The following is a 26,982-nucleotide window of genomic DNA, read 5'->3' as shown; positions in this document are numbered from 1 at the left end:
TGGAAGAACTGACTAGCAGACACACGGCGGGTGCTAACGTCCGTCGTGGAGAGGGAAACAACCCTGACCACCATCTAAGGTCCCCAAGTTATGGCTAAGTGGGAAAGGATGTGAGGATCCCAAAACAACCAGGATGTTGGCTTAGAAGCAGCCATCATTTAAAGAAAGCGTAACAGCTCACTGGTCTAAATAAGGGTCTTTGCGCCGAAAATGTAACGGGGCTAAAGCCATACACCGAAGATGTGGATTTACACGTAAGTGTAAGTGGTAGCGGAGCGTTCCATAAGCCTGTGAAGGGATACCCGTGAGGGATCCTGGAGGTATTGGAAGTGAGAATGCTGACATGAGTAACGATAAAGGGAGTGAGAGACTCCCTCGCCGAAAGTCCAAGGGTTCCTGCTTAAAGTTAATCTGAGCAGGGTGAGCCGGCCCCTAAGACGAGGCCGAAAGGCGTAGTCGATGGGAACCACGTTAATATTCGTGGGCCTGTGGGAAGTGACGGATTGCGTAAATTGTATCATCTTATTGGATTGATGATGCAGTGAAGCAGTTCCAGGAAATAGCTCCCACATTATAGACCGTACCCGAAACCGACACAGGTGGACCGGTAGAGAATACCAAGGCGCTTGAGAGAACTATGTTGAAGGAACTCGGCAAATTGCACGCGTAACTTCGGAAGAAGCGTGACCCTTTAGCGGGCAACCGTTAGGGGGTGGCACAGACCAGGGGGTAGCGACTGTTTACCAAAAACACAGGGCTCTGCGAAGTCGCAAGACGACGTATAGGGTCTGACGCCTGCCCGGTGCTGGAAGGTTAAGAGGAGATGTGCAAGCATTGAATTGAAGCCCCAGTAAACGGCGGCCGTAACTATAACGGTCCTAAGGTAGCGAAATTCCTTGTCGGGTAAGTTCCGACCTGCACGAATGGCGTAACGACTTCCCCGCTGTCTCCAACATAGACTCAGTGAAATTGAATTCCCCGTGAAGATGCGGGGTTCCTGCGGTTAGACGGAAAGACCCCGTGCACCTTTACTATAGCTTTACACTGGCATTCGTGTCGACATGTGTAGGATAGGTGGTAGACTTTGAAGCAGTGGCGCCAGCCATTGTGGAGTCTTCCTTGAAATACCACCCTTATCTACATGGATGTCTAACTGCGTTCCGTTATCCGGAACCAGGACCGTGTATGGTGGGTAGTTTGACTGGGGCGGTCGCCTCCTAAAGAGTAACGGAGGCGCGCGATGGTGGGCTCAGAACGGTCGGAAATCGTTCGCTGAGTGCAATGGCATAAGCCTGCCTGACTGTAAGACTGACAAGTCGAGCAGAGTCGAAAGACGGTCATAGTGATCCGGTGGTCCCGTGTGGAAGGGCCATCGCTCAACGGATAAAAGGTACGCCGGGGATAACAGGCTGATGACCCCCAAGAGTCCATATCGACGGGGTTGTTTGGCACCTCGATGTCGACTCATCGCATCCTGGGGCTGGAGCAGGTCCCAAGGGTATGGCTGTTCGCCATTTAAAGCGGTACGTGAGTTGGGTTCAGAACGTCGTGAGACAGTTCGGTCCCTATCTGCCGTGGGTGTAGGAATATTGATAGGATCTGTCCCTAGTACGAGAGGACCGGGATGGACGTATCTCTGGTGGACCTGTTGTGGCGCCAGCCGCATAGCAGGGTAGCTATATACGGAAGGGATAACCGCTGAAGGCATCTAAGCGGGAAACCCACCTAAAAACGAGTATTCCCATGAGAACCGTGGAAGACGACCACGTTGATAGGTCAGGTGTGGAAGTGTGGTAACACATGAAGCTTACTGATACTAATCGTTCAATCGGCTTGATCGTTCCCATTACCTATATCCAGTTAATAAAAAGCAGAAAATCAAAACCAGCTTCAATTCGTTCATGCCTTTCGCCGACCTGGTGGTTATGGCGGAGCGGCTGCACCCGATCCCATTCCGAACTCGGCCGTGAAACGCTCCAGCGCCAATGGTACTTTGTCTTAAGACACGGGAGAGTAGGTCGCTGCCAGGTCTGCAAAATGCATGATTGAATACTATCTCTTCACCATCAAAACACCCTTATTAATCTATCTGATCATGCTTAAATAACAACGCAAATACATCAATCAGATAATGACTTTGCTCGATTATCAATAATACTTCTAGCAAAGACTATAGGTGACGCGGGGTGGAGCAGCCCGGTAGCTCGTCAGGCTCATAACCTGAAGGTCGTAGGTTCAAATCCTGCCCCCGCAACCAAAAACCCATAATAAATTAATAAACATATTGTTAAAATCTATTTTAATAACCGCAAAAGTGAGGCTTCTTGCCTTTATACCTAGTGAATAACATTCGCTTCACTGGCGGAAAGATCCTATCACAGAATATGAAAAAGGTTTGCGACAAGGCTAGTTATGAGATATTCCATTGATAATAATGGAAAAAACTGCCTTAACAATAACGCACAATCCAAAAAAATCTAATAAAAATTGCAATAGCATATATCATAGCCGCAACAGAGGCGGTCTGGGGGCTTTGGCGTTTAAAAGGCTGTTAGACGGCCCTTGGAATTCTTACAATTATGAAGTTATTGGCGCTTATGTAAATTGTCACTTAGAAGCGCGGTAAAGTATATTGAGGTGTCCCTCTTGATACTCAGACTTGCGTCAAACCACGTTCGTTGAGATTCAATAATTGGTAGTTCCATTTAACAAATGTGGGATCATAAAAGATCCTATAATTGGCTTAACTTAAGTGAATGCACTCGACCTTCGCGATGCCAATTTTAATCTCAATTTACAAACCAATATGCCAGCCAAATGAAAAATCTTACATATGCTTATATAAACGAAACGCTATCTGGTTAAACTATGTCGTGTTTATGTCGATCAATCCGCTTAAATATAGCTCGGTAGATACTTTATAAGTGCCTTTGGTTTAACCGTCCTTGGTTTAGTCGTTTGATTATATGTAAATAGATACTGAAATAAATTATTTTTAATAGGCATAGATTAGATACGTTTGCGATTACTAATATCGCTATAAATTCTGAATTTGAAAGCTATGTTACAATGCATCCCTTGTTTTTAGTGTAAGCTGTCGAGCGTTCACAAATTTTTTATAAAAAACTAAGCTATGATATTTTTACATTGTTTACTCGAAGCTTATCGTCTTCAATCTTAAAACCTGTAATCATGTGACGTTCCTCAATAATATTGAGCAATTTTTTGTTGTTCTCTAAATTGTCGAATGCTGGGCGTTTGCCATCTTCAGCCAATTTGCAAAAAGGTTCTGGTAAGTTTTTCAATAATACTAATAATTGGTTATTATCCAGCTTCTTTTCATATTGTACTATTAAGTAGATTTTAGCGTCAATCGCGTCTGCTGCATTGATCAAGTGAGTAATCGTCTTGGTATCAAAGTTGTCGATAATTTCGTTCATATCATATAAAGTGTGACTAACGAGCGAGGCGATTTGCAAATTGTTGGTAATGATTGCGGCTTCGATATCTTCAACAAGTTTAAATTTGTCCTGTGAGGATATATTGGACTTCAGTAATGCAATGAGCACGCTTTCAGTGAGCGGATATTGGTCTGTATTTTTAAAATATTCTTCAATATTATTGCCCAGTAACTTTGCCTGCAATCTTGGATTTTGCTCAAGAGAAGTGAATGAGTTTGGATTTAAACTAATTTTTTTAAGATCAATGATTGCTTCTGCCTTTTCTTCGGTTACTGCATGGGGAAGTGCGTCGTAAACTGCATGTACTTTTGTTAGGTAACTTTTATAATCATCGTTTGGCAATGTTCGATTAAAATAAATAAAGTTCATTAATGGCTTTGTGACATCTGAATGTAGATAGCTATCTTTGAGCAAAGCTGCTTTAATGCTTGGATTGAGAATATATTTCACCATGGCTGCGCTATCATGATCTTCGACATTTAAATAAAATAATACATTTTCCCATGTTGGTTTAATCTTGTATTGTTCAAGCAGAATTTCGTAAAAATCTGTAGGCACTTCATCAAAGTTTGGTATAATTGTTTTTTGCTGTGCAAAAAATTGCTTGCGTTGCTCAAGATCAAGTTCTTCATTGTTAATAATTAAGATGATTGTTGCAACATCTTCACTATTATTGTCTGGTAAATTTATCAAAATAGTTTCAACATATTGCTTTAAATTAGCATTAATATATTCGATCAATGTTAAATTGCTTGAGTTTCTTATCGTTGTAAAATGGCAAGATGCAAGGTTTTCAAGTTGTTTTTTAGAAAGACCATTATTTGTCAAAACTGTTTTGATGTTATCAGCGTTAATGGCGTATAAGCAATTGTTAATTATTGTGTCCCAAATATCGCTATAATAAATGAAATTTAAATTTTCTACTTTTAGCTGAAGCGCTATGAGTTTATCTTTTTCGAATGGTTGTCGAAACTCCAAAACACCAGCTAAGTGAGTATTTAGATAATTGGTAAGTTCTTGTTGTTTGTTTAGCTTATTAACCAGCTTATCAGCCAAAATATAGTCCATAATGTTGGCGATATGCTTTTCGTTAATTTCAGATTTAATTGCAGCAGATATGAAGTCTTTCCAATGATCTGTCAGGTAGTTTAACAGTCGTCCTATTTCTCGCCCTTCAAAATAATAAACATCCCAGAAATCGTCTAAAGAATTAAAATTAAGCTCAAAATATTCAAGCATTTTCACACACTGCAAGGCATAATCGCTTTGATGTTTAATTAAATGATCAATGATTTTGCAGTTTAGTACATTGCTACTATCAAAATCGCTATCACGCATTACGGCAATAACATTGGCAGGATTATCAATTGGTAGGTCTGGCGGTGGATTTTTATAGCTGCGGATTTCAATGAGGTATTTTTGATCGTTGCGTGAAAGGCGACCTTCATGAAATAGCGACGTATAAAGATAATAGCTATCGTCCAAATAGCCGTCTAAAACTAAAAACTTAAGTAGATCTTTTGTCTCTCCAAATCCATCAAATTGGTGTTCTGAATCGTTTGCATCATTTTTAATTATGGTTTTAAACGGCAGTCTTTCAAGTTTTGAAATTTCAGTTTTTTGTTCTTTTATTTTGTCGCGTAGTTTTTGCTTTTGTTCAGATGATTTTTGATTAACTAATTGCTGGCGCTTTTCATAACGTTTCAAAAGATCATTTTCACCTGTAATCGTTTTGAATTCGAGTGTTTCCGTGTAGCCATTTTTTGTTAGATACTCAAAGAAGCCATCAGTAGAGAATTTTAGGTAGTTATCTTTATTGTATAAATACTGGATTGTAGAACTGTATCCCTTAATTGTAGATTGGATAAAATCAAGGGGTAATTTTTCTATTAACTCAGCCATAAAAATATTATGTAGCTCATCTAAATTTTCTGCAGTTTCAGCGTCAATTTCTTTTAGATTTTTTTCAATTTCTAAAATTTTATTGGAATATCGCTGCTTAAGGTTCAAAACGCGGTTTGCATGTAATTGCACGATTTTGTAGAAAATACCTTTTTGGTGATGTAGTGCTTCGAAGTCGCTTGGTACGACATTTTTATAAATTAATACAGCAAGTAGTTTATTAGCATCATGGGGCATAACCTTAGCTGCTTCTTTATCATTGATTTCTTTATAAATACCCAATTTTTCAGCATATATCTTATATTCATTGAAAATATTAAATATAAGCCGCATATCTGCTAAATAAAGTGCTACATCTTTTAGAAACCTTTCATCTAATTTTTTGAAAGGATCAATTTGTTTTAGATTTTCTCGCATTTTATCAATCGAATTGTAATGATTGATAATTGGTATTACCGGAATGATAAATTCGAAAAATTTGGTGCGATCTGTATTTATAAACATGTCGTCGCGTAGCGCATAAAGAAAGCTTATCTTCCGCTTTATGTCGGCATTGGCATTAATAAGTGCATTGATCTCGCGTAAGGTAACGAAGATATCAGTATTATCAAAACGATCCAAATCTTCGATTATAACGAGATCATATTCAGTTGATTGGAAAAAATAAATGATTTCATCAAGATGACGATTAAGAATAGAGTCTTCTTTAACCGCTTCAGGCGTAATTTCGACATTGGTCAAGGAAATGCTTTTTAATGAAATGCCACGACTTGTAATATAAATATAGTGGCAAACTTTCCAAATGAATAAAAAGCCTATTACAAACGAGACATTTAATTCCCAATTATTATCATATGGGTTTAATTTAAATAATTGACGATTGGTATAAAATTGGAAAAGAAAAAAAAGACCTAATACAAAAGAAATAGTTTTCCACCAGAGGCCTTTAATCGGACTTATACGCTTAAAGCGTGAAAGGGGGAGCTTATTTGCGCCTTGACCATAAAGCATTTGTTGTAAAATGCTTCTTTCTATTTCTTGCTTAATTTTTCGATTTTTAGGGCGATTTTTTGAATCTTTTGTTTCTTCTGTATTTATGCTTTCAGCTTCAGGTAAAAAAGAGGCTAGGGATATTTGCAACACTTGCATTTTTGGGTATTTTTTCAAAAATGCTTTGATAATACTGCTTTTACCAGAGCCATAGGGGCCAGTTAGAGCGATGTTAAACACTTCTCTATCATTGACGGCACAGTTTAAAGCATTTGAATAAACACCATCTTTATCTGCATCACTGGTGGATGCTAAGTTGTGATATTCATTCGTATTTTCAGCGTTATGCGCATTTTTTTTAAAGTGATTGCGCGTTATAAAATGCCAAAATCCTATTAACAAGTTTGTTCCCCCGGTTTTTTAACTATTTGTCTACATCTAATATAATGCGTTTATCCGTCTTGCAAAAGGCTATCGGGCTGAAAATTGAACATGATGTTGGCGTGATGATTTTCATGCGAAATATCATCTATATTAAAATTTTCGTTTATTCGGCGAAAGCATCGAAAATTACTTGGTATGGGTTTTAAAAATTTTCCTCAACGCTTGAAACTTTAAATCTTACATTTTTAAATTCAATGACAAGTTTGCCCGTTGCAAAGCAAAGTTCGTGGCAAAGGTGATCGTCATGCCAAGCGAATTTATGGGTTAACAAGTCTGATAAATCACCATTACCTTCTATTTTATATTGTAAAACATCTTCATAGAAAATATCAATGATTTGATCATGATAGGCTCCTAAAAAGCATAATTGCAGATTGACGGGTTCAAACTTTCGTTGCAACAGATCTTTTGTGTTGCCATAGATCATATTTAACGATACCAGCCACGCATCGTGTAAAGATGTATGGCTATCGGGGTCATAAAACCCAAGATCGGTTATATATTGAAATGTTTCATCATTAATTTCACTTTGAAAGTTCTTTAAGTTTTCAATATCGGCTATATAGTTCCACATGGTTCAACTTTGCTGTTTTTATTTAGATTGAGGTTTTTTTCTGCCAGTCAGGGTCAAAGCCCGTTCCGCTTGAAGCAATAGCATGATAATCCGCTAGAGCTTCAACTAATAAGACTGGCGGCACATCTCTGATCGCTATTGGGTAGATACCATAAAAACCAATACCCGCATCATGCAGGAAACTTAAGCTGGTTATAGCAGTTACTCTATTGGTTTCAGGCGAGGAGTTGCCGGTAAAATGTATCTTAGCTATCAAATTACCTGATCTATAAGGCTTTTGATAGCTCGTAAACCACCTAGCCTCTTCTTGCTCGCTACGCTCATAGCCATATTTATTAGCAATTGTTCGTAAGTTAAAGCTATCAATCATGTAGCCTTTACGGTCATCAATTTGGTTTAATGTGGTCATTTCGTCCGTAAATATTGGCCAGTCATCACGTAATTGCAAAAATGAAGGCTTTACTTCGTAATCTGATAGATGCTGGCGCCAAGCCTTTGCCTGCGAATCTCTAAGCAATGTAATATGCGCAAGTTTGATGTGTTCAATATTGTTTAATGATATTGCATTATCGCTACTATCGGTAAAACTGCCATCTTCTAAAGGGCGAAAACTTATTTGGTTCTTGTCATGATCAATGCCAATCCAAATTAATTTTGAAACAATGTTTCGCATGATTGGGTGATCGTAAATATAGGCTTGCCAATCAGCAGTTGACCAAAGACGCTCAAAGCACATATCTTCAAAAAGCCGAGCAGTTTGAAAGGTGAAAACTTGTTTCAATTCCTTTTTTGCATCGATTATAAATTTCTTTGCTTCAGTTATAAGATCCTTATCAACCTTATTATCGCCCTTGGCATTGGGTAAAGATTTCACCTCCTTGCCTTGGTCGTTTAACAGGATCAGCGCACCGCTTTGGTTAAGCTTTAGTTTAAAAATTCGCCCATTTCCACATTCAAGCTCCGCCTCGCCATTTTCATCAAGCCCTGCGGTTGGTATGGTGCGCTCAATCAAGTCTTCAAGGCTGCAATCATTTTTATCGGCAATTTCTTCAAGAGCTAATTTGGCGTAATCTCTTACGCTACGTTGTTTGATACGGTTGGATGCAGCTAAAATTATTTGAAGTGCAATAGGCGTAGCATTTGCAGTTAGCATATCAAGTATTGCTTTGGCTTGCGCCGCTCGTTTGCTGTGTTTTTTAAGGTAATTAGCGCCCAAAGTTGCAATATGTGCAGCCTTAACCTTTGTGGTTAAAGCTAAAATGCCCTTAGTGTCGGCACCATTATTTTTATATCCACCCTTTTGCATTTTAACAATGGTTTCAAAAAGCATTTCATCATCATGCAAGCTAAGCAAATAGCCATATTGTGGATATTGACTGGCGAAGCTTTGCGGGTTTGTGTGACTTAAATCAACAAGGCGGGCGGCATAGGCTTGGGCATCATCAAGGCCGTAAGTGGGGGTATCGTAAGCAAACCAAGCTTGTGCCACAAATAGTCCAAATTGGTTCGCATCTTCTGGCTTTAATTGGTCTAGCCATAAATTCATCATGGCATTGCCCTTTGGTTGCTTTAATTTTGCTGCCAAAGTCACCCACCATTGCAAGATTATCGGGTCAACTACATCACCATTTTTCCAATGGGCTTGTGGGAGTTGTTCTAAGGGAAACCAGTCAAGACTTTTAATTCTTGTCTTGGCTAAGCCTCTTTTTGCGTCAAGTAACAATGTGTTAGGCGCAAGAAAATTTGAAACATCATCGCCTAGCTGTTCAAGCGCGCAAAGATAGGCGGCGCGTGCGACCTCGCTTTTTTCGCTTTTAAGTGCGGTTTGGAGTGTTGGAATTTCTTTTTTTGCATTGCGACTTGCAAGCCAAGCAGCAGCACTTGCGCGCACATTTTGTTGCCCATCTTGTAATAATTTTGTAATTGCTGGATCAAGTTCCTGCATACTAGTTAACAATCTGCGGGCCTGCATTTTGATGTTTTTAGTAACAACACCAATATTCATAATTTTATTGCCAGTAGCTAGCAACATTATTGCCGTTGCATAGCGTTTTGGCGGCATGGGGAGCAATTTTAATAAGAAAAATGCATTGTTAATGTCGTAATTATATTGGGCTTCTACTGGACTAAGACCAAATACTTCATCAAATGTTTTTATGTTATTAATGATAAGATATGAAAAAGCATTTTCGCCCAATTTTTCATAACAATAGGTAAAAAATTTGTAGTGTAGTTTTTTGTTTTCGCCATCCGATAAAAATTGCTTAATGAATGAGGGTTGGTTTAATTTTTGCGTCCAAATGCGCTCCATTATCCGCCAATCACCAATCTCTTCGACTTTGCGGGTGAGAGCTGCACATAATGGGTTTGAAGATTGCAAATTGCAGACAAGATAAAAATATGGATCATCTGCTACAACTTTTAATAAGGCTAATAATTGATAAAGCGTCAAAGCTGGGCTATTGATAAAGTTTGAGATGCCCGTATTGTCAAAGCCGGTTTTCTCTAACAGCTTCATTGCGTAAATGAGGTCTTCTGCTTTTTCTATATTACCATTCATGGTATTTTTAAGCTGTGTTATCGCGGCTTGGGCATTTAATTTATCCTCTAAGTAAGGATAGAATCCACTGTCATTTTGGCCTCTTAATGCTTGGTCTCTCAATATTTGGGCATTATTTAAATAGGCATTATAGTTTTCGATAGCTTGCAAAAAATTTTGGTAATAAATATCCTCAATAAAAGCTATCTGACTTTGCTGTATTTCATCATCAACATTATGAGGAGGTGCGGTTATAACGCTGCCATCAAGGGCGGTATAGGAAAGACAACTATCTTGGGTTATTACTTCACTATTTGAAGTTTTAGTATTTAAAAACGCCAATTGTTGCTCAATAAATTCTTTTGGCTTGGCAGAAGTTTCAACTGACAGCCAATGATTTAATAAATTGGCGGCATCATTGTTAAAAAGCGCTATTGCTGCAATGACCAATAAAACACGGTTTGCTGGTGTTTGCTCGTCGTAAACATCGGTTAATTTTTTTTCAATTAAATCCTTATCTGCTGTAATTAATGCCATAAGTGCTTTTTTACGTGCGGTCTTTGCACCATGCATGGTCGTTGCAATTAAAAGGTCGATATAGTCATTTCCAAGATTAAGGCAGCTTAAAATAGTAAAAAATTGCGAAAGCTGTTCATCATTTAACTGCTTTGCAAGCGAAGTGATTGCCAGTTTGTTGTCAATGAACCATTGATTGATATTCTCAATCTTTTTTACCTCATTGGTAATACCGTCTCCAAAAAGATCATTTACAAAAATATCAAGAATGTCAGCAATCGTTGCCCCACCTAAATTTGCTAATTGATGAAGATCATTAATGGTCATTTTATAATTTTTGTGCGGATGATTGCCGGCTTGTTCATCCTTATTTTTGCTCTTAAGTAAGGCATATGTAAAGCTCGCCCGCCACCAAACGGGAGATGCTTGATCACCGTATAAGTGGGAAAGATTATAATCATTGGGTTGCAAATGCTCGATCATTTTGCCAAGCCGAAAACAGCCAAGAACATAGCTTTGATCATTAAATGCGGTGTGAAATAATTGATGCTTTTCAAAAGGCGTAAAGTTCCAATGTGCCGCTTTTGGCGATATTTTTAGTAAAATCTCTTCATTGCCTGTTTCAATATAATCACATAGCTTATCGATTACATCTTGGTTATGAATATCGCATTTATTAAAGAATCTTTGTAAAGCATTGCGGTTAAGATTTAATTTTGGCGTCTTGGAAAAGTCTGCAGCTTCTTCAATATTGGCGGCATTGCTATTCGTTGAAAAAATTCCTTTGATTGATTTTAAAAGGCTCATATTATTCCCCCAATAATGCGTGAGATTTCACGTGAAGCTGTAATATTGATAGCAGCTTAGAGCGCATTTCGATCTGATTGGATCAGATAAGCGCTCTAATCCATTGTTTACACCGCGTTTTTTGTCTGAAAACCGCTTCACACTTTTTGAAAAAAACGCTCTAATAAGCCGACTTTGTTTGCCAATCCTCATCAAAGCCAGTGCCAGCCGCAGCAATAGCATGATAATCCCCCATGCTTTCTGCTAAAAGCACCATTGGTATTTTTTCAAGGTCGGTGATGGGTCGTTGATAATGACCGTTATTTTTAACTTTCATAAAAACAACCTTTATCAAAGCAGCAGGCAGATTTTTTTCAGGAAGTTCATTTCCAGTAAATTGGATTTGAACATTAATATTGGCGCTAGCATAATGGCGTATATAGGTATCAAAATGGCCACCATCGCCCTCTCCACGTTGATAGCCAAGTTTTGTGGCTATTGTTCGCAGCTTATAAGTGTCAATCATCCAACCCTGGCGATCGTTTAAGTGCGTTTGATTTTCTACATCCTTTGTTATTAGTGGTAAATTATCGCGCAATTGCTTGAAAGGCGGCTTTATTTCATAATCAGTAAGATGCATACGCCATGCCTTAATATCAGCCTCATCAAGCAAGCTAATATGGGCAAGTTTGATTGTTTCTATTTGATTAAGTGATACCGCATTGTCATGGTTATCGGTCAAGCTGCCATCTTCTAACGGGCGAAACGTTACGATTGTTTTGCCATCTTCATTCATGCCAATCCAAATAAGTTTTGTAACAATTGGGCGCATGATCGGATGGTTGAAAATATAGTTTTGCCACTCATCAACCGGCCAAAGGCGTTCCAAACACATGGCTTCATAAAGCCGCGCTGTTTGCGAATTTATGGTTTGTTTTAACTCTTTTTTGGTGGTCGCGAGGGTCTTTTTGGCGTCATTAATTGTTTTTACATCTTGAGCATCGTTTAGATTTGGCGTTGGTAGAGTTTTTACCCCTTTGCCCTTATCATTGATAACGCTTATGCTATTATCGTCACTTAGTTTTAATCGATAAATACGCCCTTTACCGCAATCTAGTTCAGCTTCACCATTTTCACTCAAACCAACCATTGGAATGGTCCGGTCTGCCAATTGGTCAAAGGTCCAATCATGGCGATCAGCAATGTCTTTAATGAGCTGCTTGGCATGATCTTGCAAAGATTTTTGTTTGATACGCCGCGCTGCCGACAAAATGACTTGAATGGCTGGCGAAGAAGAATTGCCAACAAGCATGTCCATCATTGCTTTAGATTGCGAAACTCTTGAGCCATGTTTTTTGATATAATCGCGGGCAATGGCGGCAAGCTCGGCGCCATCAATATGCGAGGCTAGGGCTAAAATACCTTTGGAATCTACCGCACTTTGTTTATAATATTCAAAAGCGCTTTCGTATAATTGTTTAAAAATTAGATCACGATCGGTCAATAAATAGCTGGCTAATTCAGGAGTATCTTTAACGTATCGTAAATTTTCTTGTAACGTTTGATCTGTATGTGTGTTGGCGTAAGCAAAGGCCTCATCTTCATTATAGGTTAATGTGTCCTCTGCAATCCAAGTGTGCAAAATAAATAATCCAAGCTCGTTTGCACTTTCGGGTTTAAGTTGATCAAGCCAAAGCCTCATCATTTGATTGCCCTGCGGTTGCTTTAATTTTGCGGTTAATGTGATCCACCATTTAACGATAATGGGATCAACAAGCGTGCCATTTTTCCAATTTAATGAGGGAACTTGCGCAAAGGGAAACCAGTCAAGTCCTTTAACTTTGGTTTTCTCTAGGCCTTTTTCGGCATCAAGCAATAGTTTTTCTGGGGCAAAATAGCTTGAAATATCTGCGCCCATAATATTTAAGGCAGATAAGAGTGCAGCCCGCGCTCCATCACTTTTTTCTTTTTTAATGGCGGCTTGCAAGGCAGCAATTTCGGTTATTGCTTTGCGGTCTTTTAACCAATTGGCTGCGGCTGTCCTAAGTTCTTGCTGACCATCTTGTAAAAAATGTGCGATGGATGCGTCAAGATTTGGCAACGGGCTTAGTAATTGCCGCGCATATTCCCTATCTTCGCGGCTGACAGCCCTGCCATTAACTGCGCGCCCCATTGCAATAAGCATAAGTGGGGGTACATAGGATAATGGTAATTTGGGCAGCATTTTTAATAAATCAAAAGCTGCAGATAGGCTATAATCTACCTTATTTTCTATTGGTAAAAGCCCCACAGCCTTATCAATATAGGAAAGGTTTTCAGCGATAAGCGGCCAAAATAATTGGCTGTCACTAAGATTTATTTTATCAAGATAGTAAGGGCCATAGGGCCCCGATAATTCGTGAATTAAGGATTCTTCGCCTAAATTTTGCGTTAAGATATAATCAAAAATCCGCCAATCACCAAACATATCAATTTGATTGATAATTTGGCTTTTCAACGATAAATCCTCTTGAGCAGAAAAAACAATGCTTAAATAATTATAGTCCTTTGTTTTTCTTGCTAATAGCATCATTTGAAAAAGAGAAAGATTAGGAATTTTAAAAATATTAACGCAGCCAGAATGATCAAAGTCACGGCGTGTCACATGCTCATATAGCTCAATCAAAATATTCGATGTTGGTAATTTCCCTTGCAAAACATCTTTTAATGCAGCTAAAGCTAAATCACTATCAATTGGCTTACTATAATCAGTCCAATGCCAGCTCCCATCTTTCTTTTTTTCATTTTTCTCCAAAGCATAAAAAGCATTAAAATTTTCAACGGCTTGATAAAAATCCGTGTAATATTTTTTATCAATGACATTAATTGCGATATAAGATTTTTCTTTCTCAACATCATAGGGCGGTATTGTAACGGTATTACCATCAATCGCCACATAGGAGCCAGCACAGTCTTGCTCAAGATTTTCGGTTAACCCATTGTTTAACAGTGTCATTTGTTGCTCCATGGCGTCTTTAAGTTTCAGTGTCTTTTCTTTTTTAAACCATTCATGAAATAATTCACTTGCTCGGTGCTTTAATATGATTGTTGTTGCAACAATAATTTGGTGACGAATAGCAGGCGTTTGATCGGCGTAAATATCACGCAGCTTACTCACCACCTTATCTTTATTCGCGCTGGTTAGTGCGGTAATGGCATTGCCTTGTACAGTTTTTGTATTCTGCATTAATGCTGGAATAAGAATATCTAAATAATGATCACCAAGGTTAAAGCCACCTATAACGCCAAGCAATTGGGCAAATTGTCTGGTTGGCAAATGGCCGCAGGCTTGAGAGATCTCTTGGCTTTGTTGTTTAAGCCAATGTTCAATACCGGGAAATGTATCGACTTCATTTGCTCCAAATTGACTGACTGTAAGGGTTAAAATAACATCAAGTATATTATTTATTGTTGCGCCGGCAAAATGTGCTAGCTCAATAAGGCGAGGTGCTGTTAGTTCTAAGCCTTTATGTTGATCATCTGAAAAAATAAATGTGCAGTGTTTATTGCATGGCATATAAGCAAAGGTAAGGCAGTGTCGCCACCAATCGGGCGATAATTCGCTGCCCAAATGTACAAAATTTTTACCTCCTATCGGTCGCAACTGCGCAAAAATTTTGCCAAGCCGGATAAAAGCAAAGGGTTGCCAAACATTGCCTAAGGCTGCAGTAAATGATTTGTTGATCTCATAAAAACTAAATGAACCATGGGATGATGTAGGGGATAGCCTTAATAAGACGCTTTCATTTTGCCCATTTTCCATATAGCGGCATAAATCATTGATTAAGTGTGGATCGTCTAATCCTGCTGTTGCAAATATTTTTTGTAGATGTTCAAGATTAAGTGTGTTTGTGCCTGCTTGCACGCGAGAGCCGTCACTGTCACTATTGCTATTCAACGCGTTTTTGGGATAAAAAAACTCTTTGATCGACTTAAGCAGGCTCATAATTGTTCCTTAGCTTTTGGGGAAATATTTTAGGATTTAGAGCATTTACCGCTTACGCTGAAAAATGCTCTAAATCTTTATTGGTAGAGATAAAAAAAATTATAAAGCCGCTTGGTCTTCCCAATTCTCAATAAAGCCGGTTCCTGCTGCAGCAATTGCGTGATAATCGGCTATGGTTTCAGCTAACAATACAGGTGGAACATCTTGCAAACGAATTTCCCCACCATAATTGTAGTTGCCACCCCTATCTCTGCCAAAACGTAATTCAGTTAAAGCTGCGGCAATATTTTCTTCTGGCACATAACTGCCGGTAAAATTAATATAGGCAATAAGATCGGCTCCCGCATAGCGGCGGCTATAGTTAAAAAAGCTGCCGCTATCTTCGGCTTCACCGCGAACATAGCCAAATTTTTTGGCTGCTGCACGCAATTTAAACGTTTCAATCATCCAACCTTTGCGATCAATAATTTCATTTTCTGCTTTAAGATCATCGGTTATTTGCGACAAATCTTGGCGCAATTGCTGAAATACGGGCTTAATTTCATAGTCCTTGATATGGTTGCGCCAAGCCGTTGCTTCCTCATCACTAATGAGTTGAACATGGGCAAGTTTAATCTCAAATACACCCTCAAGGGTTACAGTATTATCATCGCTATCGGTTAAACTGCCATCTTCCATTGGTCTAAATAGCAATTTTTGATTGCCATCCTTATCAAGCCCAATCCAAATTAACGAGCTAACAATACGGCGCATAAGCGGATGGTTAAATAAATAATCCTGCCAATCAGCAACAGGCCAAATACGCTCTAAACACATGGCTTCAAAAAGCCGCTCTGTTTGTAAAGCAATCACTTGCTTTAACTCTTTTTTGGCATTGGCGACAATTTTCTTGGCGCTGGCCAGTTCTTCGCTTTCTTGCGTATCTTGGGGATTAGCGGCAGGCAAGGCTTTCACTTCTTTGCCACTATCATTTAAAATGATAAGATTGCTATCGTCATTTAATTTTAATGTATAAATACGGCCTCTGCCACATTCTAGTTCGGCTTCACCATTTTCATCAAGACCGGCAGATGGAATGGTTCTATCTGCCAATTCATCCAAGGTCCAACCAAATTTTTCAGCAATTTGGTCAATGGCTTGGCGTGCATGTTCTTGCACCGAGCGTTGTTTGGTGCGGTTGGCGGCAGCCAGCACAACCTGTAAAGCCGCAGGTTCAGGATTTGCAGCCAGCATATCAATAATGGCTTTGGCTTGTGATGCGCGTTTGCCATGCTTTTTAATAAATTGGCTACCAATGGCGGCAATATTTGCACCATTTACCCGTGCAGCAAGAGCTAAAATACCTTTGGCATCAACCGCACTTTGAAGATAATTACCCAAAACCTCACGGCGCAGTTCTTGGAATAATAGGTTTTCATCTATTGTATAATATTGAGCCAATTGCGGATGACGTGCTACATAGTGTTGGTTTTGTTGTAAACGTTGGGCAATATGGGCGGCGGCATGGGCATTGGCTTCATCATCACCAACCGCATGGGTGTCATGTGCCACCCATGTTTTGGCAACAAAAAGACCAAATTGGTTAGCACTTTCTGGGGCGAGTTGATCAAGCCAAAGGCTTATCATGGCATTGCCTTGCGGCTGCTTTAATTTTGCGGCTAATGTTACCCACCATTGCAAAATCATAGGATCAACGGCGGCACCATTTTTCCAATTCGCTTTGGGCAATTGGTCAAAAGGAAACCAGTCAATGCTCTTTATGTTAGTTTTTTCTAAGCCTTTTTGCGCATCTTTTAACAGCGTTTCTGGCGCAAAATGGCTAGAAATATCTTCGCCCAAGGCATCAAGGGCAGAAAGTAGGGCTGCGCGAGCGACATCATTTTTTTCTTTTTTTAATGCAGCTTTTAAAGCGGGAATTTCTGTTTTTGCATTGCGTTTTTTTAGCCAATTGGCGGCACCAATGCGGGTTGATTGCTGGCCGTCCAATAATAAATTGGCGATGGCAGGGTCAAGATTTGGCAAATCATTTAGAAAAATGCGGGCTTGCTGCACAATGGCTTTGTTCATCGTGCTATTATTAACTGTATTACCTGTTGCCATAACCATTAATGGCGTTGCAAAACGCTTTGGAATCTTGGGTAAAATCGCTAAAAGCATAAATGCAAATTCCATTTCGAAAGGCTTTTGGCTTCGCTTGGGGGCAAGACCAAAAGCTTCATCAAGCAAGGAAATGCTATCCATTATAAGCGGCCAAAAAGCGTCTTTTCCAGCTTTTCTGGCATAATTTTGTAAAAAATCATGGAAGGGTATTTTATAATAATCTTTTTCTAAAAAGTGAAAAATAAATGGTGATTGGTTGAATTTTATCATCCAAAGGTGATCAAAAGCACGCCAATCGCCAAGTGCATTAATTTTATTGAACATAGCCTGATATACTGAGCCTTGCCTATTGAAATAATACATTAAATGGCGATGTGCAATCATATCATCAGCTTGCGCTAAAAGTGATATTTGATAGAGTGATAAGGCAGGATTGCCTATGAATTGCGCAATTCCAGATGTGTCAAAATCTTTGCTATCAATAAGAGCGAGCACTTCTGCTACAAGTTTAGTTTTTGTTTTATTGCCGCTCATCAATTGACGCAATTGGTTGACAGTTTTCTCCCTATCCAATGGTTTGGCTTCTTTAGCGCGCAAATAACTGTGGGTCTTTTTTTCCCCGCTTTTTATGGCAGCTACATGAGCATTATAATTATCAATTGCTTTGGCAAAATTGTCATAAAAAATTTCATCAATTGTGCCTAACTCAAATAGTTTTTCTTCACTTTCATATTCACAAGGGGGAATTGTTACAATCGTGCCATCAAGGGCAATATAACGCGATGCATCATCGGTTAAGTTTTGCTGGTCAGTTGTATCAATATTTAAAAAGGCAAGTTGTTGTTCAATAGCTTCTTTCGTCTTTGCATTATCTTCCGCTTTTGCCCATTCATTTAATAAATCGCTCGCTTCATCGCCCAATAATGTGACCGCGGTTGAAACGAGCAAGGCACGACTGGCCGGCGTTTGGTTGCTATAAATGGTGCGTAGTCGTGTTTTAAGGGCATTTTTATTAACGCCGATAAGCGCATTAACGGCGCTGCTGCGTGCAGATTTGGCTTTATTAAGTGACGCATCAACTAAAACATCAAGATATTCATTGCTTAACGATAGTTGTTGAATGGCAAGACATAAGTGAGTTAAATACTCCGTTGATAAATGTGGGGCAATTGCTGCTATTTCCAATCTTTCGTCATGAAACCATTTCTCGATTCCGCTAAAACTTTCAATATGGTTTTGCTGATCGGAATAATTTCCTTTTGTCAAAACCACATCAAGGATATGTGCTTTTGTCGCACCACCTAACTGTGCTAATTCAAACAACCTATCCGCGGTTACTTCATAGCCATCTTTACGGGTTTTTGGTCCATAACAAGCATTTGTATTGCTTGTAGAATTTGCAAAAGTTACGCAATATCGCCACCAGTCAGGTGATGCATTACTCCCTAAAAACGAATTATTATTATTTGGCAGTGGTGCCAACCAAAGAGCGCAAATCTTGGATAATCGGACATAAGCAAGGGGCTGCCATTGATTATTGAGCGCGCCGACGAGTAGCTCGATTATTTCATAGGTGTAAATATGCCCGCCATTAGCAGCATTGAAGATTGAAAGTAAACTAGTTTCATTCTCTCCGCTTTCAATATAATTAACTAAATCTTCAACAAACTTGTTATCAATGATATGCATTTTTTTTAAAATGCGAAATATTTTATCGCGATTGAGGGTTAGTTTGCCCGCCTTCTGCAAATTTTTATTAGTCTCTTCGCTCATAATAATCTCTTCCCGTTAGTTATATGCATTCAAATTTGTTTGTATATTTAATATTTTTAAGTTTAATCATGCGTATTTTATGACTTTTTTAAACTATGTTAAGTCATAGATATTTTTGTATTTTGCTGTATTGTAATAATGCAGTCTTATAATGAGGTTAGTTTTTCCCAATCCTGATTAAAGCCAGTACCTGCCGCCGCAATGGCGTAATAATCGGCCATGGTTTCGGCTAATAAAACAGGTGGAATTTTACCCAATGTCATACCCTGGCCCCAATAATAGCCGTTACTTGAATATTTAGAAAAACTAATATTAAGCAAGGCAGCAGGCCTGCTCGTTTCAGGAAAATAATTGCCAGTAAATTCAATGATAGCGACAATATTGGCATTGGCAAAGCGGCGCGTATAGGTGGTAAACCAACCGCCATCTTCAGCTTGTCCGCGTTCATAACCATATTTACCAGTTAAGGTTCGTAGTTTAAAGGTTTCAATCATCCAACCTTGGCGATCATTGACTTCGACTAAATTCTTCATGTCGTCGGTAAGGATAAAAGGATTTTCACGAAACTGCATAAAAGCTGGTTTCACTTCATAATCATTAAGATGCGTTCGCCAAGCCTTGCTTTCGTCTTCACTAAGTAAAGTGATATGAGCAAGCTTGATTATGTGAATGGCATCAAGTGATATTTCTTCATCATTGCTATCGGTAAGGCTGCCATCTTCAAGTGGCCTGAATGTTTGGATTTTATTGCCGTCTTTATCAAGGCCAATCCATACCAATGAACTGACAATCTGCCGCATTATTGGGTGGTTAAAAAGAAAATCTTGCCAATCGGCCTTGGGCCAAAGCCGCCCTAAACACATGCCTTCAAAAAGCCGTTCGGTTTGCAAGGTAACAACTTGCTTTAATTCTTTTTTGGCATTGGTGACAAATTTTTTCGATGCGGAAATTTCAGCTTTTTCCTCTTCATCATTAGGATTAGGTGTTGGCAGAGCTTTTACTTCTTTGTCTTTGTCATTTAAAATTATTAAATTACCAAGGCTATTGAGTTGCAATTTATAAATACGGCCCTTACCACATTCAAGTTCAGCACAACCATTTTCATCAAGTCCAGCGGTTGGAATGGTGCGTTCTGCTAGTTCCTCTAAACTCCAACCATATTTTGCAGCAATTTCATCAATCGCCTTTTTCGCATGCTCTTGAACTGTCTTTTGTTTGGTACGGTTAGCCGACGCTAATACAATTTGAATGGCCGCAGTGGAAGGATTTGCCGCTAACATGTCAATAATTGCCTTGGCTTGCGAAACACGTTTGCCATGCTTTTTGATATATTGACTGCCAATAGCGGCAATTTCTGCACCATTACCGCGTGCAGCCAAGGCTAAAATACCCTTTGCGTCAATTGCACTTTGTTTATAATTACCCAATACATGGCGGCGAAGCTCTTGAAAGAGCAAATCGCGGTCTGTGGTATAGTATTCAGCATATTGCGGGTGCTTTTTTACAGCTTGTTGGTTGCTTTGCAGCTCTTGATCAATGCGCGCAGATGCATAGGCATTGGCTTCATCACTGCCAACCGCCAATGTGTCATGGGCGACCCATGTTTTTGCAACAAAAATACCAAATTTATCGGCACTTTCTGGAGTTAATTGATCAAGCCAAAGGCTTAGCATGGCATTGCCTTGTGGCTCTTTTAGTTTGGCAGCAAGCACAATCCACCATTGTAAAATAATCGGCTCAACCGCGCTGCCATCTTTCCATTCAGCTTTTGGCAATTGGTCAAAAGGAAACCAGTCAATGCCTTTTACCTTATTTTTTTCCAAACCTTTTTGTGCGTCTGATAATAATCTGTCGGGTGCCAAATATTCGCTAACATCACCGCCCAACTCACCAAGTGCTGATATCATGGCGGCGCGGGCAACATCGCTTTTTTCTTTTTTTAAAGCTGTTTTTAACGCTGGAAGCTCATCTTTTGCCTTGCGTATAACTAACCATTGCGCCGCTTCCACTCGCGTATTTTGTTGTCCGTCTTGCAATAATTTGGCAATAGCAGGATTGATGTGTGGCATGCTTTCTAATAAATTGCGGCCTAAAATTCTAGTGTTTTTATTGATGCTCCCACTAAATAAGGCGCCACCGGTTGCTACTATCATTAATGCCGTTGCATAGCGCTTTGGTATTTTAGGCAGCATTTCTAATAGTAAAAAAGCCTTGTAAACATCATAGTGATCTTTATTTTGCGATGGTTTTAGACCAAAGACTTCATCAAATAGATCAAAGCCATCAAAAATAAAGTACGAAACAGCATCCTTGCTTGTTTGCTCAGCGCAATCGTTTAGAAAATCAAATTGGTCGCTACTATAATAGGTGCCTGTTAATAATTGACGTAAAAAAGATTGTTGTTTTAACTTATTCACCCAAATGCGCTCAAAAGCACGCAGATCGTTTAATTGTTTAATTTTACTGATGATTGCTTGTCGAAAGATGGATTGTTGACCACTATTACACAAGTAATAAAGTGGGTTAGTGGTAGTGGATACCAATAATGCCAAAAGCTGATAAAGTGACAATTGCGGATTGGCAACAAATTCACTTATTCCCGAAAGATCAACGTCTTTTCTCCATAAAATAAAAAAAGCATTGTTTAAATTTTTAGCCTTACCAATTTCGCCTTTCATAACATTTCGCAGCTGCGTCAACATCATTTTTTTATCTAATTGTTTGCCGTCATAACTATGCCAAGTACCACCATTTTCTTTTCTTTTTGCTTTTAATTGCGCTAGGTGTTGGTTATAATTATCAATCGCATTGGCAAAATTAGTATAAAATATTTCATCAATATCACCAAGTTCACTTTGCTTTTGCTCATCATCAAATACGCATGGCGGTACGGTAACGACACTTCCGTCAAGAGCCGTATAGGTTAAGCGGTCATCACTATTTAGTCCATCATCAGCTTCAACGCCATTGCTGCCTAAAAATGACAATTGTTGTTTAATGGTTTCTTTTGGTTTTGCCGCTGTTTCGGTGCTTTGCCAATTTAACAATATTGGTAGTGCCGCACGTTCTAAAATAGTAACCGTTGTTAAAGCTAGCAAAGCTCGGTTGCTTGGTGATTGGTCAGGGTAAATTGCAGCTATTTTTTCTTTAAATAGGTTTTTATCGGCAGCTGAAATCGCTGTAAGGGCTGCGTTTCGTGTAGCTTTTGAACTATTCATGCTGATTTGCAAAAGTTCGTCTAAATAATTATCACAAAGTTTAAGGGTTTGAATGAGCTTGCAAAAATTGGTGAGGCTTTCGCCTTTAATTGTTTTTAAAAGTGCAATGATTTCTTGCTTATTATCAATAAACCATTGCTTTAAATCGTCAGGATTGCGTATTTGTTGCGAAAAACGCATAGCGGGATGGTCCGTGACCAGAAGATCGAATATTTCAGCCATAGAAGCATTGAATAAATTGGCCAATTGCTCAAATTGCTGCCAATCTATTTTATAGCCTTGTAGGCTACCCCCAGATGGCGGTGCATTGCGGTCTTTGCTCGCAAGTATGGCACAAGTTACAAAATAGCGCCATTCATCGGGTGATGTCTTGCTACCATAGACGTGGCTGGAGTAAAGAGGGTGACGGATCAAATTTTTTATTATTTTGGCCATTCTTAGGTAACCAAGCGGTTGCCAATTATAGTCAAAAATTTGCGGAAGATAGAGCATTAGTCCGGTATCATACCAATAACAATTATTAGTTGATTGGGCGGCCTGTAACAATATGGATTGGTTTTGTCCGGTTTTCAAATATGTATATAGGTCTTGGATCAGGTCTTTATCTTCTAGCCCTAAACTGCCAAGCAGCTTTTCAAAAGATTTACGCTTTACAATTATGGTTTCACTTGTTTGCTCATAAAGGGTTGCTTTGTTGAATTTATTAGAAAATTTATTTAATAGTTTTCTAAATAGGCTCATCTTAATCCCTTTCAGATGATAATATGACAAACGAGTTTAATTGTTAATTTTACGCGTGCTAAATTAAAAATATGTGATGGTTTTATAACGTTAATAAAGTTCAGATTTGGCTTCCCAATCCTTGTCAAAACCAGTTCCTGCCGCTGCCATAGCATGATAATCGGCATAAGTTTCAGCAAGTAAAACGGGTGGAACTTCTTCCAAAGTGATTTCCATATTTGCAGAATATTTATTATTGCTCATTTTATAAAAGCAAAGGCTAGTTAAAGCCGCTGATATATTTTTTTCAGGCAAAATATTGCCGGTAAAATTAATGCTAGCAACAAGGTTAAGGCATGTATGGCGGCGAATATAATTCGTGAAATAACCGCCATCGACGATATCGCCGCGCTGATAGCCAAGCTTGTTAGCCAAGTTACGCAAGCTATTGCTTTCAACCATAAAGCCGTTGCGATCGGTGATTTCGAATTGCTGCTTTATACTGTTCGATATGGTTGGTAAATCTTCACGCAATTGCCTAAAAGGCGGCGTTAATGCATAATCTTTTATATGGTGACGCCAAGCATTGCCTTCTTCATTATTTAGTAAGCTAATATGGGCAAGTTTAATAGTTGATACTTTATTTAAATCAACCGCTTCATCACGACTATCGGTAAAGCTGCCATCTTCCATTGGTCTAAATGTTAATAGTGGTTTTCCATCATTATCCATACCAATCCAAATAAGCCCGCAGATAATTTGCCGCATTACAGGATGGTTGAAAAGATAGTTTTGCCAATCTTCAACCGACCAAACACGCTCCAAGCACATGGCCTCAAAAAGCCGCTCTGTTTGTACTGTGCCAACTTGCTTTATTTCCTTTTGCGCATTGGCTATAAATTTTTTGGCCTCATCAATCTCTTGGCTTTCAAACGCATTACTTGCGGTTGGCAAGCTTTTTATTTGGCTGCCCTTATCGTTAAAAATAATAAGATTGCCTTGCTCATTGAGTTTAAGTTTAAAAATTCGCCCCTTGCCACAAGCAAGCTCTGCTTCGCCATTATCATCAAGCCCTGCCGTTGGAATAGTGCGATCAGCCAATTCGTCTAAGGTCCAACCATACTGCTCAGCAATGTCATTAATGGCTTGGCGTGCATGGTCTTGCACCGTTTTTTGTTTGGTGCGGGTTGCTGCCGCTAAAATTGCTTGGATAGCAGCAGGGGCCGGATTTCCTGCCAGCATGTCAATGATTGCTTTGGCTTGGGCGGTGCGCTTGCCATGTTTTTTAATATAGTGACTACCAATGGCTGCAATGATTGCGCCATCAGTACGGGTTGCAAGGGCTAAAATACCTTTACTGTCAATCGCGCTTTGTTTGTATTTGCCTAATTTTTCATGGCGAAGTTCTTCAAATAGTGAATCGCGGTCGGTTGTATAGAAACATGCAGATTGTGGTGCTGCCTTAACTAATTGTAAATTGGTTTGTAAGCGCTGATCAATATGAGCTATAGCAAAACTTGTCGCTTCTTCATTGGTTGTCATTGGCGTGTCATAGGCAATCCACGCTTCCACAATGAAAGCCCCAAGGGTATGGGCGCCTTCTTTTGTAAATTGATCAAGCCACAAGGTTATCATCGGATTGCCTTGCGGTTGCTTTAACTTTGCGGCAAGGATTAATAGCCAACGGATAATCAGAGGGTCAACGGCATTGCCGTTGTTCCAAGTAACCTGCGGTAATTGGGAAAAGGGAAACCAATCAAGTTCTTTTCCCTTGGCCTTTTCCAATCTCTTTTGTGCCTCGCTTAGTAATTTTTCTGCTACAAAGTGGCTGGAAATATCATCACCTAAATGTTGAAGTGCAGAAAGAAGTGCTCCGCGTACTGCATCATTTTTTTCTTTTTTAAGTGCTGCTTGCAAAGCAGGAATTTGCGAAACGGCTTTACGGCTTTTTAGCCAATCGGCTGCTTTAATGCGTATTTCTTTTTGTTCATTTTCTAAAAGCCCTGAAATAGCAGGATCAAGCTGTGGTGAGGCTGCTAATAACGTACGAGCTTGCTGTCTTTCTTGCTGAGTTATCCTATTGCCATTCAAGCTGTTACCAGTCACCATCAGTATGAGGGCTGTCGCATAACGCATTGGAACTTTGGGTAATAGTGTTAGTAGATAAAATGCAATATCAAAACGATAGCTGACATTATCAATTGGAGGAGCAATATTAAAGGCTTGGTCAAGAAGATCAAGATTTTCGGCAACAAGCGTCCAAAGATCTTCAGCCTTTATAAATGGAATAAGGGGCAAATCATAACATTCCATTGCAGTTAAAAGGTGCTCCAAAATTGGGCGTCTTTGTTGTTTAATACAAATATGGTTTAAAACTCGCCAATCGCCAATTTCACGCATTTTTTTTAAAATAACAGGACCAAAAATATTTTCCCCAAAAGTGCTTAAATTCGATAAATGATCAACATAATGTTCCATATTTAACAATAGCATGAGTTGGTAAAGCGAAAGGTCTTTACATTGCGCAAATTCTTTCAAGCCTGAGGTATCAAAATTGCGCTTTTGATGGGTGTCAAATAAGTTATGGCTCGATAAGGCTTTATCTAAACTTCCCGATAAAATAGCGTGCAGCTCTTTATTGACCTGCTGTTTGTCAAGTTTTTTTGCGTTTTTAGTCCAATGCCATTTATCGTTTGGATTTCGTCTTGCCAAGGATTCATCAAAATGGTGATTATAATTTGCAAGTGCATCAAAAACCGGTAAAAAATAGCTTTCATCAATAGGATTAATAGCGAAATGGACTTGTTCCTTTGCCTTGTCATAAGCAGGAATAGTGACGATACTGCCATCTAAAGCAAGATAGGAACCGCCACTATTTGAAAAATCTTGTTGAGCTGAGTGCGCAGTGGCGTTTTGGAAGTTTAACTGCTCTTCAATTGTTTTTTTAAGTTTGGGTGGATTTTTATCGTTTTTCCATATTTCCAATATTGATTTTGCTTGCTCGTTAAAAAGTACGATCACTGCATTTACTAATAAAATTTGGTTCGCACTCGGCTGTGTTGGAAAAAGCTGCAATATGCGTTCTTTTAATATGATTTTATCAGCATGGTTTAGTGAGAGTAATGCTTTTTGGCGAACAGTTTTGCTTTTACTCATTGTTTCTTCAATTAGGAAATCAGTAAAAGGTTCGACGAGATTCAATTTGTAAAGAGAATCGCAAAATTCAATCATATTATTGCTTGGAAGTTTCTTGGCGAGAGAGATGATCGTTTGTCTATTTTCTATGAACCAATCTTCAATGCCGTAAAAGTCTTTTAGGATTACTTCATTGCGATAACCATTATAGTTGTGAATAAATACGTCAAAAATATCTTCAACGCCTAAGCCGCCAATATCAGCCAATTCTAACAAAAGTTTTCCGGGTTTTTGAATTAATGCATATAATTCATCAGAGGCAGCCGCAATTGAGCTATGATCTAAATTTTGCAAGTAATATACGCTATAACGCCACCAATCTGGTGATATGCTAGTGCCGCGCATCTTATAATTTGTACTTGTTATTGGCGATAATGAAGCTAAAACTTTGCCTAAGCGTATAAAAGCTAATGGTTGCCATTTATAATTTAATGCATATAGTATTTTGCCATTATGTAGGTTGCAATAGGTTGTTGTAGCCTTACCTCGAGCTTGGAGCAAGATTGCTTCATTTTTGCCAGTTTCTATGTAATCACATAAGGCTGGTGCTAAAGTTAAATCTCCCATGCGCATACTATTTAATCCAGAGGTAATCCGGTAGCGATCCAATGAAACTTTGGGTGGCGTATCTTCAACAGTCAAATTGCTGCCTAGCTTTAAGCTGTTCATAGCTACCCCTTTTTAATTGACGTGATCCTTGCAAAGTATAATATCTATTTTCAATGAGGCGGCAAGACTACAAATCAATGTAAATTATAGTTTTTAGTATATGTTTTAAT

Annotated in this window: 7 protein-coding genes, 1 tRNA gene and 2 rRNA genes (1 of these 10 running past the window's edge); 3 read left to right on the top strand and 7 right to left on the bottom strand. The window is 39.0% G+C overall.

Annotation, left to right across the window (positions count from 1 at the left end; all coding sequences use genetic code 11):
• The 3 genes from N6B01_RS12395 to N6B01_RS12385 form a co-directional block, all read left to right on the top strand.
• Nucleotides 1-1,841 (top strand): 23S ribosomal RNA (locus tag N6B01_RS12395); it begins 972 nt to the left of the window's first position.
• A 74-nt stretch (nucleotides 1,842-1,915) separates the two neighbouring features.
• A 5S ribosomal RNA gene (gene rrf / locus N6B01_RS12390) occupies nucleotides 1,916-2,030 on the top strand.
• Between the two features lie 150 nt (nucleotides 2,031-2,180).
• A tRNA-Met gene (locus tag N6B01_RS12385) sits at nucleotides 2,181-2,257 on the top strand.
• Nucleotides 2,258-3,131: 874 nt separating this feature from the next.
• Here N6B01_RS12385 and N6B01_RS12380 read toward each other — a convergent pair.
• From N6B01_RS12380 to N6B01_RS12350, 7 genes are all read right to left on the bottom strand, one after another.
• Nucleotides 3,132-6,755 carry a YobI family P-loop NTPase gene (locus tag N6B01_RS12380; RefSeq protein WP_262079030.1) on the bottom strand — a complete coding sequence of 1,208 codons (3,624 nt, stop codon included), beginning with the start codon at nucleotides 6,753-6,755 and terminating at the stop codon, nucleotides 3,132-3,134.
• Nucleotides 6,756-6,939: 184 nt separating this feature from the next.
• Complete coding sequence (locus N6B01_RS12375) at nucleotides 6,940-7,371, bottom strand: hypothetical protein (RefSeq protein WP_262079028.1); 432 nt, start codon at nucleotides 7,369-7,371, stop codon at nucleotides 6,940-6,942.
• 22 nt (nucleotides 7,372-7,393) lie between these two features.
• Entirely contained in the window at nucleotides 7,394-11,233 is a 3,840-nt protein-coding gene (locus N6B01_RS12370; protein ID WP_262079027.1) for a DUF4132 domain-containing protein, read from the bottom strand.
• Nucleotides 11,234-11,393: 160 nt separating this feature from the next.
• The gene (locus tag N6B01_RS12365; protein ID WP_262079026.1) at nucleotides 11,394-15,197 is read right to left on the bottom strand and encodes a DUF4132 domain-containing protein; all 3,804 of its coding nucleotides are present in this window, start codon (nucleotides 15,195-15,197) and stop codon (nucleotides 11,394-11,396) included.
• A gap of 99 nt (nucleotides 15,198-15,296) precedes the next feature.
• Nucleotides 15,297-19,070, bottom strand: coding sequence for a DUF4132 domain-containing protein (locus N6B01_RS12360; protein ID WP_262079024.1), 3,774 nt, complete (start codon nucleotides 19,068-19,070; stop codon nucleotides 15,297-15,299).
• A 146-nt stretch (nucleotides 19,071-19,216) separates the two neighbouring features.
• The gene (locus N6B01_RS12355) at nucleotides 19,217-23,029 is read right to left on the bottom strand and encodes a DUF4132 domain-containing protein (protein ID WP_262079023.1); all 3,813 of its coding nucleotides are present in this window, start codon (nucleotides 23,027-23,029) and stop codon (nucleotides 19,217-19,219) included.
• A gap of 90 nt (nucleotides 23,030-23,119) precedes the next feature.
• Nucleotides 23,120-26,872, bottom strand: a complete 3,753-nt coding sequence (locus N6B01_RS12350; protein WP_262079021.1) for a DUF4132 domain-containing protein — start codon at nucleotides 26,870-26,872, stop codon at nucleotides 23,120-23,122.
• Nucleotides 26,873-26,982 lie beyond the last annotated feature (110 nt).

The sequence above is a fragment of the Bartonella sp. HY406 genome (assembly GCF_025449315.1).
Taxonomy (GTDB): Bacteria; Pseudomonadota; Alphaproteobacteria; order Rhizobiales; family Rhizobiaceae; genus HY038.
Note: the sequence above shows the minus strand (reverse complement) of the source record. Positions and strands in the feature narration are given on the sequence as shown.